The 15,132-nt window shown below is 39.2% G+C and carries 9 protein-coding genes; 7 read left to right on the forward strand and 2 right to left on the reverse strand.

What is annotated here, in order from left to right:
* The first annotated feature begins 5 nt into the window (after positions 1–5).
* The 5 genes from Q4597_RS06765 (at position 6) to Q4597_RS06785 (ending at position 9,846) form a co-directional block, all read left to right on the forward strand.
* On the forward strand, positions 6–929 hold the full coding sequence (locus tag Q4597_RS06765; protein WP_303405398.1) for a type IX secretion system membrane protein PorP/SprF: 924 nt from the start codon (positions 6–8) through the stop codon (positions 927–929).
* A 1,026-nt stretch (positions 930–1,955) separates the two neighbouring features.
* Positions 1,956–5,033, forward strand: coding sequence for a TonB-dependent receptor (locus Q4597_RS06770; RefSeq protein ID WP_303405399.1), 3,078 nt, complete (start codon positions 1,956–1,958; stop codon positions 5,031–5,033).
* A gap of 48 nt (positions 5,034–5,081) precedes the next feature.
* Complete coding sequence (locus Q4597_RS06775) at positions 5,082–6,827, forward strand: RagB/SusD family nutrient uptake outer membrane protein (RefSeq protein ID WP_303405400.1); 1,746 nt, start codon at positions 5,082–5,084, stop codon at positions 6,825–6,827.
* A 117-nt stretch (positions 6,828–6,944) separates the two neighbouring features.
* Positions 6,945–8,015: a phosphatidylinositol-specific phospholipase C1-like protein gene (locus tag Q4597_RS06780; protein WP_303405401.1), complete on the forward strand. Its 1,071-nt coding sequence runs from the start codon at positions 6,945–6,947 to the stop codon at positions 8,013–8,015.
* A 7-nt stretch (positions 8,016–8,022) separates the two neighbouring features.
* Complete coding sequence (locus Q4597_RS06785; protein WP_303405402.1) at positions 8,023–9,846, forward strand: metallophosphoesterase; 1,824 nt, start codon at positions 8,023–8,025, stop codon at positions 9,844–9,846.
* Positions 9,847–10,229: 383 nt separating this feature from the next.
* On the opposite strand, the gene Q4597_RS06790 is transcribed toward Q4597_RS06785, so the two are convergent.
* Both Q4597_RS06790 and Q4597_RS06795 read right to left on the reverse strand, forming a co-directional pair.
* Positions 10,230–10,901 (reverse strand): VOC family protein, encoded by a 672-nt coding sequence (locus Q4597_RS06790; protein ID WP_303405403.1) that lies wholly within the window; start codon positions 10,899–10,901, stop codon positions 10,230–10,232.
* A gap of 6 nt (positions 10,902–10,907) precedes the next feature.
* Positions 10,908–11,969, reverse strand: a complete 1,062-nt coding sequence (locus Q4597_RS06795) for an ATP-grasp domain-containing protein (protein ID WP_303405404.1) — start codon at positions 11,967–11,969, stop codon at positions 10,908–10,910.
* Positions 11,970–12,360: 391 nt separating this feature from the next.
* On the opposite strand from Q4597_RS06795, the gene Q4597_RS06800 reads away from it, so the two are divergent.
* Both Q4597_RS06800 and Q4597_RS06805 read left to right on the forward strand, forming a co-directional pair.
* The gene (locus Q4597_RS06800) at positions 12,361–14,295 is read left to right on the forward strand and encodes a hypothetical protein (protein ID WP_303405405.1); all 1,935 of its coding nucleotides are present in this window, start codon (positions 12,361–12,363) and stop codon (positions 14,293–14,295) included.
* A 2-nt stretch (positions 14,296–14,297) separates the two neighbouring features.
* Positions 14,298–15,128 (forward strand): DUF2490 domain-containing protein, encoded by an 831-nt coding sequence (locus Q4597_RS06805; RefSeq protein WP_303405406.1) that lies wholly within the window; start codon positions 14,298–14,300, stop codon positions 15,126–15,128.
* Positions 15,129–15,132: the final 4 nt, after the last annotated feature.

Below are 15,132 nucleotides of genomic sequence, written 5' to 3' on the forward strand. Positions count from 1 at the left end.
ACAAAATGAAAGTAAATCATTTATTTAAAATATGCATTTGCCTGTGGTTCGTTACGGGTTGCGTTTGGGGTCAGCAAGATCCTCAGTATACGCAATACCAATACAATCCGCTGAGTGTAAATGCGGGCTATGCAGGTTCAAGGGGGCATTTGACCTTGTTGACTTTGTACAGAACCCAATGGGCAGGTATTGAAGGTGCGCCTAAAACCATAACCTTTGGTATGGATACCCCTGTGGGAAAGTTTGACGGATTGGGCCTTTCTTTGATTCAAGATGAATTGGGGCCGGCTACAGAAACGTATGTAGATGGTAACTATGCCCACCAATTGGTAATCAACCAAAGGGGTGACCGACTCGGATTAGGACTGAAAGCGGGAGTTCGGGTATTTAATTTGGACTTTTCCCGTGGTATACGAAGAGATGCGGATGATGTTCAATTTAATGAAAATATAAAAGGTAAATTGTTTCCGTCTATTGGTGTCGGTGCATTCTATTATAGCGAAAAGGCCTATTTTGGTTTTTCGGTACCGAATCTATTTCCTTCGGAGCATTATGATAATGAAATTGAGCAGACCAGTGATGAAGAGGTTCATTTTAACTTCATTGGAGGCTATGTGATGGATTTGAACGATCAAATAAAATTCAAACCTTCTTTCTTCGTAAAACAGGTAATAGGAGCGCCAATTTCGGTAGATCTATCTGCGAATTTTATGTTCAACGAAAAATTCACTTTAGGGGTCAACTACAGATGGGACGACTCTTTGGCCGGTGTTTTCGGTTTACAGATTTCGCCGCAGTTCAACATTGGTTACGCCTATGATTATTCCACTAGTGGTTTGGGCAATTATAACACGGGTACACATGAGATATTCCTGCGTTACCAATGGATTTCTCGATTGAACCGATTAAAGTCACCTCGTTTCTTCTAAGGCTATATATAGATGTTAGCTACCTTGTTTTGTGGTTCTAACTTTTAAAAACAATAAAGTCGATACAAAGCACATAATTTTAGATGATGTAAATAGGGTATAAACCTTAACCCGTTAGACGCTCCGTTTATCGATTTTCTGCCTGTTCATCTCCATTTAAACGGAATTTTGTAGAAAATTATGTGGTATGAAAGGTCTGTATAATAAACTTATACGTCAGGTAGAGAATGAGGATGTTTTAGCAGGAATAGTTTGTTTGGTCATTTCTTTGACCGTCTTTTTCATTACCCGGGTATTGAATCACGAGATACCATTTTAAATGTCTTTTCATAACCTTATTAAGCATCTGAAGTTTTAGCGACCGTATCAGATGTTTTTTTTGCATGCCTTGCAAAATCTATCGGTTCAAGCTCAAGTAAGAGGCAAGATTTTTTTCAACGGTGAATTGTCATTTTTTCAGCTTCTTCATTTTTTCTAGCTCTGAGACACTTTAATGCGCCATAATTCTTCTATTTACGAAAATTACCCTCGTTTATCACATTTTAGGTAAACCTTTTGGGCGCAGGACCTTGTTTGTCCCTTCTTTTGTTACCAAACTTTTATTCGCACTGATTTTTCTAACGTTGCTCTGTTGGTTTTGGGGGGAGGTGATACCTATGTTAATATTCTGTATTTAGCTAGGACCACAATTTATAAAAGAAATATGAAGGCCTCGTCTTGAACTACTTTATCCATAGAAAAATTTCAACCGCCTTAAGCTTCAAAAAAAACAGACATTTAGTTTTTGTAAGATATTTCATCGTAATAAGTTGATTAAAGACTATGCTGTTTGTTTGCTTTTTGATGCCTTACAAAAAAGGTAACAATCTGCTAACATTAGGCCAAAACGTTAGAGGGTAGTTAATATATTCCTAAAGGTGTCTTAACAATGCCAGTCTTCAAATAAAATAGTTTTGCGCCAAGAAAGAACCTATTAAACTAGGCTCTGAAATGTAGAGCAATCTAAATAATTCAACACTTTAATTTATGTATTCAAAAATTCGATTTTCAAAAATCGTCTGTGCTTCGGTATGGTTCGTAACGTGGGCGGGGTTCAGTACCAGTCCATCCGATTCGTTAGCTATTAATAGTAAAGAAACTACGGTAGTGTCAACTAACAGTAGCTTAGAGCCTCTACAACAAGCTATTTCCGGTGTTATTACAGATGAAACTGGCACGCCGTTACCGGGTGCGACCGTACTTGAAAAAGGAACCACCAACGGAACTACCACAGATTTTGATGGTAACTATACTATCAACGCTTCTCAAAATGCTGTGCTTGTTGTTTCTTATTTAGGGTACTCAACTAGAGAAGTATCCGTAAACGGCCAATCCAATTTAAACGTACAACTTGATCCAGATGCTACACAATTAGAAGATGTGGTGGTGGTAGGTTACGGTACGCAAAAGCGTTCTGATATCACAGGTGCTATCGCTTCTGTAAAAAGTGAAGATTTTAACCAAGGTGTGGTTGCCAATCCTGGCGAACTTTTACAAGGTAAAATGGCTGGGGTAAATATTGCTGCCACAAGTGGTGAGCCTGGAGCATCTCAAAATGTCATTATTAGAGGTATTGGGAGTTTACGATCAGGTACGCAGCCATTGTATGTTGTAGATGGGTTTTTATTGGATAATTCCTCTACAGGTGTTGCCACCAACCCATTGAATTTTTTGAATCCCAATGATATTGAAAGTATCGATGTTTTAAAGGATGCCAGTGCCACTGCGGTCTATGGTTCTAGAGCTTCAAACGGGGTTGTGGTTATTACGACCAAAAGAGGAAAATCAGGGAAAACCGAAATGAACTTTTCTGTGTCTTCGGCAATGTCTTCTATGGCAAATACGATAGATGTTTTTGGTGCCGATGATTTTAGGAGAGAGGTGGTTGCCGCTGGCGGAACGCTTGAAAATTTTGGAGCGAACACCGATTGGCAAGATGAATTGACCCAAACCGGACTTTCGCAAAACGTGAACTTTTCAATGAGCGGAGCTACAAGTGAGAAGTTTTCATATTTCGCATCCGCAGGGTATCAAGATCAAGAAGGTATTTTGAAAAACAGTGATTTAAAAAGATACTCGGGAAAACTGAACATGAACCAAAAAGCGTTTGATGGTCGGTTAAACGTTGATTATAATATTACGGCATCCCACACCGAAAATTTGAGGCCGGACATCAATTCTACCATTAGCGATATGTTGAGCTTAAACCCAACAATTGCCCCATACACCAACGGTGAACCAACCTTGTTGAACACCAACGCTTTAAATCCAGTTGCGCGTTATGAACTTTATAGCGATACTTCTGTCAACAACCGTATTTTGGCAAGTATTTCTCCATCTGTAACTCTAGTAGATGGCTTTGTGTACAAACTAAACCTTGGTGTTGATTACTCCGCTACTAACAGAGATAGACAATATAGGCCATTTCCATCTGTTGTGAACGAGTCTAATGTTTCGGACGGGTCGCTGGAAAGTGAAATCAGTACCAATACCAATCAACTGGTTGAAAATACACTTACTTACACTTGGGAAAATGATGTGCACAACCTAATTGTTTTAGCGGGGCATTCATACCAGAAGTTCGAAGATGAGACTAGAACATTTTCATATAGAGGTTTTGCGAATAACAATATAGAACCTAAATACCAAGATCAGACAAGTACGGATGAATACCCTACCTCAGTAAGTTCTGCAGCTGAAAAAAATGAATTGCAGTCATATTTTGGAAGGTTGAACTACACCTATGATGATAGGTATTTAGCTACGGCTACTTTTCGTGCGGATGGTTCTTCAAAATTTGGAGAGAACAACAAGTACGGATATTTTCCATCATTTGCTCTGGGTTGGAATATTAGCAATGAAGCTTTTATGGCTAACTCAATGTTCGATAATTTAAAAATTCGTGCCAGCTGGGGTAAAACGGGTAACCAAGAAATTCCTTCAAAAATCACAAAAGCTAGTTTTGCAGAAGATAGATTGGTAACAGGTGGCGAGAGTTTAAGCACTTATCCAATTGATACCGATGCCACTTCTATAGATGGGTATCCATACGGAATTGTATTTACACGTTTGGCTAATCCAGATTTACAATGGGAGGTTTCTACTCAAATAGATTTGGGTATAGATTTTGCACTTTTCAATTATCGATTGACCGGTACCTTGGATTACTTCAATAAAAAGTCTACCAATATTTTGTTGGAAGTTGTTCCTGCAGACCCGGTAGAACCTACATCTACCTATTGGAGCAATATTAAGGATATGGAAATCCACAACTCAGGAATAGAATTTGGCTTGGATTACAATAGTGATGCTACACGAGATTTCTCGTATAACATTGGAGGTAACATTACCTACATTCAAAATGAGGTAAAAGATTCGCCATATTCGGTATTGACAACAGGCGCCGCCCAAGGTTCGGGTCAAACGGATGCTACCATTAACGGCTACATCAATAATGAGTCTATTGGTGCTTTCTACATGTTAACATTTGATGGTATTGGGGAAGATGGTCTAAACAAGTTTAAAGATATTAATGGAGATGGAGAAGTTTTAGATGATGACCGTAGTGTTGTAGGTAGTGCTATTCCTGATTTAATCTATGCTTTTTACATGAACTTTAAGTACAAAGAGCTAGACCTTGGTTTGAATTTTAACGGGGTTTCCGGTAACGAGATTTACAACCATACCACTATGACCCTTTTTAGCAAGGCACAATTGTCTAGATCCAATAACAGTACTGATTTTGCTACAGAGTTTCCAAGTGAGTCTCCTAATAACTCTAATACTGTATCTACACGTTACTTGGAGGATGGTTCCTTCTTAAGGTTGAACAATGCCACTTTGGGCTACAATCTTAATCCGGATAAAATCGGATTTGGAGATGCCGTACAAAATATCCGTTTTTCGGTTACCGGTCAAAACCTTTTTGTAATCACAGATTATTCAGGGTTTGATCCAGAAGTAAATACAGGATCAACAGAAGGTGGAATTCAAACTTTTGGAATCGACCGTTTTACATACCCAAGAGCAAGAACGTTCATGGTAGGTCTTAACGTAACGTTCTAAAAGGAAAACAAACGATAGCTTTTATATAACTTAGAAAAACAAAATAAAATGAAAAATAGAATAGTTTATAGAATATGGCCGGTAGCTATAATGGTGCTCGCATTTCTTGGCTGTACGGATCTAGAAGAAGAGATTCTTGACGAGTCGTTGACCGGAACCGGTGAGGCCGAAGTCGTTAGTGGGTCTATTGCTCCAGTATATGGTATGCTTAGAAATGTATGGTTGCACACCGTTAATTTTGGACTGCAGGAAGTAGCTTCGGATGAAGGTATACTTCCGTATCGTGGTGGAACGGATTGGTTTGACGGTGGTAAATTTATTGCGGTTCACCAACACCTTATGACGCCCGGTAATGGCTTGGTATCCGATGCTTGGACGAATATTACTTTGACCATTTCCAGAGCGGTTTTGGCAGAAGAAAGGTTGCGTCCAGAAGCGGAAGCTGGTGATGCCGAAGCGCAAGCGGCATTGTACGAAATGATTGCCATGAAAGCGTATTTAAATATGCTTACTTTAGATAATTGGGGTCTTGTTTTTAAGAAAACCAGTTCAGAGGAAATCTCTGCAATTTTAAGGGGGCAAGATGCTATAGATTATATAGAAGGTGAACTTTTATCCGTTGTTGATGTTATCAGTACGGAAAAAGGCCCGGGCCGTTTGAATAAAGATGCCGTTAGTGCTTTATTGGCCCGTTTGTATTTGAATGCTGCCGTTTATCGCGACCCTTACGGAACACCAAATTTCACCACTGAGGATATGGATAAGGTTATCCAGTATACCAGCGATATCATTTCCGGACCGTATGCATTGTCTCCAGAGTATTTTGAATTGTTCAATGACGATAACAACACCAATCCTGAGCTTATTTTTGCGCTGGATCAAAGAGGGGTTTTACAAACGGAGCACAGCCGTTGGGCTTATTGGTCAATGTCCGGGGATCAGATTCCAAGACCTGAATTCCCAAGTACACGTGGTACAGATGCGGTAGCGGCTACTTCTGATTTTTATCAAACATGGGTAGATGCCTACGGCGATGTTGATCCAGCGGATGCCGATGCCCGTTTCTCGCAAACGAATACTATCATTCCTGAGGAACTTCAAGATTTAACGGGAGTGAACCCTACTAATGATTCAGAACACTATTACTGTGTGGAAGCCCAAGATTTTGAAGTAGACCGTGGTATCATTCGTGGTATTATTTGGGGACCTAGAAAAGATGAAGGCGGCAATGTTTTAACTTGTGATGACGGTACGGTAAGAATTTATCCTGTTATCAACAAAAGAAGTAGTGGTGCGGACATTCGTTATGTAGATCATAATCTAGAAGTTGATTTTTCTGATGAAGGTAGTTTGCACAACACAGGTTACCGTTTCTCAAAATACCAGTTCAGTCATACCGCACCAAACTGTTGTACGAACAGTAGCGTAGACTTGGTTTTGATTCGTTTGGGTGAGATTTATTTGATGCGTGCCGAAGCGAAATTGAGAAATGGCGATAATGCTGGTGCATTGGCGGATATCAATACTTTAAGAACATCAAGAACTGCGCGCCCAGAGCAGATTCCACAGCCTTTGGATGCCATTGATTTGGATATCTTGTTCCGTGAAACCGGATTTGAATTGTATTGGGAAGGTTTCAGAAGAAATTACCAAATACGTTTCGGTAAATATGAAGATAGTTGGACAGGTAAGACCGATACCGATGTAAACAAGAGATTGTTTCCTATTCCTCAAAAAGCTATGGATGGAGCTTCAAGTGAGCAGGGCTTTTTGGTGCAGAATCCTGGCTATTAATTTCATTTATAAGAATAAAGGAGATGCGGCGAGAAATAAACTTTCTTGCCGCTTTTTTTCACACTAAATCAAGATTTAAAAATTAATTTAAAGAGAACACATCTTAATCCAGTCTATATGAAAACTATTTACCTTCTAATCTCATTGGTATTGACGACATTTTTCGTGAAAAAAACATTGCCGGAACAAAAAGGGAACCTTAAGATGACAGATATTCAGGTCATTGGTAGCCACAACAGCTATAAGGTGGCCATTGAAAAACCGTTGTTTGAGTATTTGTTGCAAAAGAATCCTGCTATGTCCGGATTGGAGTATGAGCATATTACTCTTTCGGAACAATTAGAATTAGGTTTGCGCAGTTTGGAACTAGATGTTTTTCATGATCCGGAAGGTGGGTATTATTCTAACCCAAAGGGATTGGAAATCGTGAAAGCTGCCGGTGCCGAACCAAAGCCTTTTGATGAGGAGATAAAGCTACAAACACCTGGTCTCAAAGTTTTTCATGTGCAGGAAATTGACTTTAGAAGCCATCAATTGGTGTTTAAGGAAGCTTTAGAGGAGCTAAAATCGTGGTCCGATGCCAATGAAGGGCACAACCCTATTATCATAACTATCAATACAAAAGATGGTGAAATACCAAACACCAGAAAACCACTACCGTTTGATGTGGAAGCTTTAAAAAATTTGAATGCGGAAATCTTAGCGGTTTTTTCCTCAGAACGGTTGGTGACCCCAGATTTGGTACGGGGTGATTTTGATACCTTGGAAGAAGCAGTTTTAGAACAAGGTTGGCCGTTATTGAGCAAAGTACGTAATCGATTTTTATTTGTTTTGGATGAAGGTGGAAAAAAAATGGAAACCTATTTGTCCAGTTACCCCAATTTAAAGGGAGCTGCTTTGTTTGTCAATCAAGAAGAAGGAAACCCAACTGCTGCTTTTCGGATTCTAAACGACCCAATTGAGAGTTTTGAGCAAATTAAAAAATTGGTGAGTTTGGGGTACATGGTGCGCACGCGTGCAGATGCCAATACTCAAGAAGCTAGGGATAATGATTACAATCGGTTTGAAAAAGCAAAAGCATCGGGTGCACAAATAATCACTACTGATTATTACTTGCCCAGCACGCTTTTTAAGTCCGATTTTAAAGTTAGTTTTGAAAACGACAGTTACGAAAGAATCCGAGAGTAAAAAAAGAATGTTTAGAAAAGTAATGCCCTACCTGTTGGTTTTCGCTTTTTACGGATGTAAAACAGAGCCATCTCAAAAGGAGAATTCACAGAAAGAAATTAAGGTCGCTTTTATGGCGGATATACATTTTGCCGATGTCTATCCGAATTTAGACGAGAGCGACTTTAAAGGCATTTATGATAGTGTGCAAAACCGAAGTTCGTTACTAAGAACTATGAATGCGCAATTACATTCTACCCGACTTTTCAACGAGAACTATTTTGCCTTTTTTGCCGCTTTGGATGATGCGGTGGTCAAAGGAATCAAAACCATTGCTTTGCCAGGTGATTTTAGTGATGATGGTCAGCCATTACACATAAAAGGTCTAAGAAAAATATTGGACCACTACGCTGCCGAATATGATATAGAATTCTTTCTTATTAACGGAAATCACGACCCAACCACTCCTTTTGGTGATGAAGGAGGGAAGTCCGATTTTTTAGGTGCGAATGGGAAAGCCCAACCAATCATGAGTGAGATTGGAAAATACAGGGCGAATGAGGAATATCAAAACCCAACCCAAGTGGTGGCCGATTTACAAGAGTGGGGCTATGCAGATATGGTGCAAGAGCTGCGTAACCATGGCTTTTTTCCAAAAGAGAACTATCTTTTTTGGTCCACTCCGTTTTCTGAATATTCGGTTGAAGAGTATACTTTTGAAAAAGCTAAAACGGCTTCTGATTTGGCGCGTAGAAATTACCGTTTAGAGACGTCTGAGGTGCTTCTGCCAGATGTTAGTTATGTGGTGGAGCCCGTAGAAGGGCTTTGGTTATTGGCTTTAGATGCCAATGTATACCTTCCAAAAGAAAATGGTGGTTTTAGTAATGCCGGAATTGGTTACAACGAAGTTTTAACACACAAAAAACATCTTATCCGCTGGACGGAAAAAGTTGTCAAAGAAGCAAACCGACTGGGAAAAACCCTTATCGCATATAGTCATTACCCCATGGTGGAATTTAACGATGGTGCTTCCAAAGACATCGCTGCCTTATTTGGTGAAAAGGCCTTTCAAGCACACCGCATTCCGTCGGATTTGGTAGGGGAGACCTTTGCCGATATTGGCCTAAAAGTGCATGTGGGCGGTCATATGCATTTGAACGATACAGGGGTGTTCACCACAAAAAGGGGAAATACGTTGGTGAACATTCAGAGTCCGTCTTTGGCGGCCTACGTACCCGCGTATAAAATTATTACGATCAAGAACCCGAAACATATGAAGGTGGAAACCGTGGTTCTGGATGAGGTAAAAGGGTACGATATCTTCTTTGATGCGTATGAAAGGGAACATGATTTTCTAGCCTCTCATTTTGCCGATGAGGTATGGGAAAAGGATATCCTTTCCACGGCTTCGTATTTAGACTATACCAAAACGCACTTGCAAGAATTGGTACGCTTACGATTCTTACCTAGCGATTGGCCGGAAGAACTCGTTCAGCAGTTGCTCAACCGAAATGGTTGGGAGCTTTTGACCGCTTCAAATTCCGAAGAGAAAATTAAAACCGAGCTTCAAAAAGAAGAATTGACCATAGAAGATTTCTCATCTTGGCAAGGAATGGACCTTATTGTTGACTTTTACAAGTTTAGGAACGGAGACGAACTTGCTAAAAGAGACATTGATGCTACACATTTAAAAGCGTATGAGTTTTTATTGGACCAATGGTCCCAAGAAAACAAAAATGATGAGCAACTTTTACTAAAGCAATTCGCATCAATATTTAAAAAGCAAATGGTAGGAGAGCCCTCAGAAAATTTTAGTGTAAACATAAGAACCGGAGAGTTGAGTCCGTATTAACTCATAATTATATATTCTATTTTTTTTTGAATAAGGCCTTCTAATATCACTAAAATTAGCACGAGCTCGTTAAGAGAAATTCGCCATTTGTACGTAAATTCATACCATTCATACATTTTGAAATTCCGTGTAAACATTTGATTATTAAATTTATGTAAGTAACGTGGCTTGTTTGAAGCGGGGTTACTATTTGCACTTTATTTCATTTATAATCATGTGTGGCTATTGACCTGTACTAACGGGAAATGAAATCATATTCTTCCTGTTAAAGAACTGATTAAAAACTAGAAGAATCAAAATCGGTTAACTTGTTTTAACAAAGGATTTTAACTCTAATATTAAGGTTGTTTTTAATTTCATTGAGATACCCTGGATTTAATAAATTACCCTTCAATCATCTGTATTTTTTCATTCTTATAGGCAATTCGGTAGGTTTTACCTTTCTCGGTTAGTTTAATTTCAAAATCGGAAGAAAAGGCCCTGTCATTAGTGGGGAACCAATCTTTTATTGTTTTGTTGATGCATATAAAAAGTCCGTTTTCGTCACCAATAGCGCAGAAACGGTCAAAATCACCATCGAAGATTTCAATGCCAGTACTATTGTTTAGCTGAATGAATTCTTTTTCAATGTCTTTGGTTGGCAAACCTACCTCTGAAATTTCAATTAATTGATTAGTGTCAAATTTTTGTTCTGAAGAATTGTTCAAATTTTTTCGGGCAATAAGCTCAACTATATTTTGATCGCTGTCATAAAAGTAAATGGCCTTGGCATTCCAAAATTCAAAATCCTGTATTTCTTGGCTGCCATTCATCAATATATCCACTTTTGATTTTACCCAATGTAACGCTTCAATTTCCTTGTTTGAAGGAATATTTATAGCAAAATGGTAGGGTGTTGTTTTTGGTTTGTATTCTATGTTGAGCATTGATTTGCCCATTTGAAAGACAACATTCTTTTCAGTATGCTGTACTACAGTCAACCCTAAAACATTGGTGTAAAAGTGGATTTGTTCTTTAAGATGCGAACTGTATATTTTTAATTCTTTGATCTGCATAGTTAATTATAGTCGGCTATGGGGTTTCCAAGCTTGTCTAAGCATATTTCTCAATAAATCTATATAACTCCAACCTATTTTTCGTGCGGCCAGTAAAGTCAAACTATCCTGATTTTGTCTGTTGGGTCTTGAAGGTCCGGTCATATTGGGCTTCATATTCAAATCGAATAAAAAATAATTACCCTTTATATCCGCACGGCAATCTATTCGTATGGGTGCTTTAATATTTAATAGTTCGCCTGCTTTTACACATTGCTCGTATGCCCTTTGAATTTCTTTTGAATTCAACTCATCCTCTTCCAGAACGCTACTGTTTGTCATTACCGCAACCGTCCCGTTATAGGGGGCAATACCGTCTTTATGGTTAAATCTTTTAACGGCCGGAAGACACCATGGGTTCTTGTAATTTACTTCCTGGTCATTGATGGTATAAGTGCCCTGAGGCATTACCGTTACCGTAATTTCCTGACCATTTAAAAATTCTTCTACATACACAAGCTTGCCATACTCTTCGTCTGAGAAAATCTCGTTAAGTTTAAGGTCCAGTTCTTTAGGGTCTTTTACTAGGGAGACACCTTGACTGCCCCTGCCACGTAGGGGCTTAACGACCAGAGGAAAATCCATTTCAAGGGAATAATCCGTTAAATTTTCACTTGAAATCAATTGGGTCTTTGGAATGGCGATGTTGTTTTTCCTTAAAATTTCGTTCGTAAAAAATTTATCATCATACATATCTACCTCCTCAGGTAGCTGTCCTACAAACTTGATATCGCGACTAAAAAAGTGTGTTACATCATGGTCTTTGTATAAAACGGTATTCAGCCAAAATGTGTTGGCGCCCTTATCCAGAGCTTTTTGAATACCCTCCTTAGTGTCCGGAAAAACCCAATCCAAATCTGTTTCTATGTTGGGTCGGTGTACAGGCGTTACAATTTCCACACCATTTTTATATAGCTCACAAGCAATATCTGCCCCACTATCTGAATAGCCGCCAGGCTTCATGGGTTTCTGTACGCCATCTTTAACTGGGGGGAGTTTGGCTTGATATAAAATAGCTATTTTCTGCATGATGTTTTCTTTTAAACTGTTGGTAAACTCACTGCCCTGTATGTTTCAATTGGTATAGTTCTTTTGTTGAAAAAGTAAAAATACCGGCTAGGGCAGTTTAGAAAGATAAAGGTAAAAAAAGGAATTAACAGAATTATTCGGGCTTGATAATAATCTTAAGAAAGAGGTCCTTATTAAGTGTTTAAGTGTGATTGATGTTTTTTTGCATCCGTTTGAAACTAAGCAAGTTCACTCTGTTTTCTAACGGAAGTGGTTGAATATCTGATGAATCCATAAAAATAGACGTGCTCCCTTCCGTATTTGTCAAAAAGGCCGTGACCAGACATCCATAAGGCGGTAAGCTCCGTATTTTACCCTGAAGACTAACCAATAAAATACCTAATTACGCCGGATGACTTATTTAAAAAAACGGCTTGTTCTTTTTATTTCCCTAGGTTTCCTGTACCAGTCTTATGGACAAGAGAAGCAGCAGTACAGTGGCCCACTGCAAGTGGGAGGCTATGAGGGGAAAGCAAATTACTCTTATGTAGTACAGGAACAAGACACCCTTTACAATGGTACGTTTCAACTCCAAAGTAGCAATCTTGGAGCTTTAGTTGAAAAAGAAGATACTTCTTTTCTTATTGATGGAAATTTTGACAAGGGCACGCCCAATGGTCCTTGGCATTTTCAGTTTGGGGAGTTTCAAACAGAGAGTGAAAGCAAACTGGTAGGGTACGAGTACCGGGTATTTATAAGTGGCCGTCAAGAAGAATCTAAAGGGAAGCTTGTAAATGGGATACCTAACGATAAATGGACGTATGAGGTAAACCAAATAAAATCTTCGGAGGTTGAAAAGACTCTTTTTAAAAGTGTAATCAATTTTCAAAACGGAATACCCCAGCAAAGCTTTCAGATTGAAAATGATAGTACCGTACTTATAGGTCGGTTTTTGCGTAACGGACTGGCACATGACGAGTGGACATCTTACAGGGCCAATGCTATAGATGATACGGAAAACTGGATTTTTGAAGAAGGCGTGTTAAAAGAAATTGTAACCGTAACGGATGGTTTAACAAATCGGATTCCAGTTTTTGGAACGGACAAAACGTATAAGGTTGTAGCCTTAAATCCTGGTTATTTAGAGCTGTTGAAAGCTACAATTTCTTCAAATGGATCAGTAGACTTTTCGGGTGGGGTTTCCGAACTTTTGTCCAAGAACAATGGTTATTACAAAAAGCTGAATGATATCCTCAATGAAATGGGGCCAGCCAGCGTTACTCCCAATTTTAAGGTAAAGGTTCCGTTTTATGAGTTGGACTCTTTGCAGATGAAGACCATAAATCAGATAGCAAGAGACTACAAAGCTGCTCAAGCAATAAGTGATACCCTTTTAAATAACAGTCACTTGAATATTGTACGTCGCTCCGATGCCGATGCACAGTACAGATATGAAGTGGTCAAAAAAATAAATGTCGATTTTCTGCAACCGCTCAGCACTTTTGTAAAGTACAAGGAGGAAGATATTCTGGAATATATGGAGCTTCCTAAATTGATGCAGCAATTGTGGCCCTCCGGAAAACCCAATACGAAAATTGAAGTTGTAATGGATACGGCCCAAAATCTAAGAACTTTTGTGCTTGCCAATACAGGTGAATTCAATTTTAACGGGAACTCCACTAAAACGGTCTCGGCAATAGCCAAATATGCGAAACTCAGCCTGCAAGAGCTTATGGAGTCCTTATCCGATAGATTAACGAACGAAGCGCGCCTACAAGCACTGAACGGACTAGAAAAGGATTTGATTGCGGCTAATGACAGTTTGGTTCAAAAAATAGATTCATTGCAACCGGAACTTACTCTGGATTACAAAGCTCCTTTGAAAAACTTGAAGAATCTAGCAGATGGGTTACTTGGGGATTATGCTTTGTTGAAAAACCCTGAAAAGAAATTGGCTTTTGGAAACAAGTTAAAGGTATGCCTGGCCGAATTACACGAGTTAACAGGCGTTTTGGGAGACCTTCCCCATACATCTTTAGAAATAGAAGAACTCTACCAGGATGCCATTTGGAATCCGTTTATGGCCACGGTTATGCAAGAAGGTGTAAAAAAACGTATTACCTCTGCCTATAACGAAATATTGATACCCCATTTTTTAGAAGAAGCTACAGCAGTAAATTGTGAAAAGGTAAAACCACTTACGGAGCAAATAACCCATACCAATAAGCGTATGGTAAAGCTTAGGGAGGGAGATACCAAAAAATTAGAACGCAAGTTGCGTAAGGAGAAGAATCCGCAAGAAGTTATGAAACTGCTCCATGAGCAATCAATCGCCAAAGAAAAATAGAAATGGAAAGTAGAAAATTCAATTTTATTTGGCTCGTACTTATTCTATTGGTCGTAACCAATAGTGTAGTCGCTCAGGAAGAGGAAAAAGTAGAATTACCTGCGTATTCAAAATATAAGGACCCAACCACCAAAGTTTGGGTGAATACGTATGGTAAAATCCGAATAGGAAAACGTTTGTTTTGGGATGCACAGACCCATTTTCGTTTTCAAGAAACCGAGGATACACCGTTTATTGGCCAAATTGGTCAGATTTATAACCGTCATGCCATTGGGTATATCTATTCTAAAAAAGTGAATTTTAGTTTGGGTGGGGTAGTGCGCATTAATTTTAATACGGATGAGGATTCAGAAGATAGAAACGTAGTTCCCGAGTGGCGTATTTGGCACCAATACCAATTTGCCATGCCGTTATATTCGGCAATGATCTATCACCGTATCAGAATTGAGCATCGCTGGACACAGGGTTTCGAAGAAAATAGCGAATACATCTTTAGAAACCGATGGCGTTATATGTTCCGGGCCAAAGTTCCGTTGAACAGTCACAAACTTAAACCCAAAACGTTTTATGTTTCCCCGGAAGCGGAATTGATTATGCAAAGTGGAAAAGAAGTTGTGGGCAGCCCCATGGAAGACCTGCGATTGACCACCACCTTTGGGTACATTGCCACACCAAGGTTAACATTTGCAGCGGGATTAATGTACTCGCAAGGGCAGGATTTTACCAATGCCGGATATTATAAGCAGGCTTGGACCTTACGTTTTCACATGTACTATTCGCCTGATTTTAGAAGGGTTAAAAAAAAATTACCAGAAATCCATTTGGACGATTGATGCG

It is taken from the genome of Zobellia sp. 1_MG-2023 (assembly GCF_030549125.1).
Lineage (GTDB): Bacteria > Bacteroidota > Bacteroidia > Flavobacteriales > Flavobacteriaceae > Zobellia > Zobellia russellii.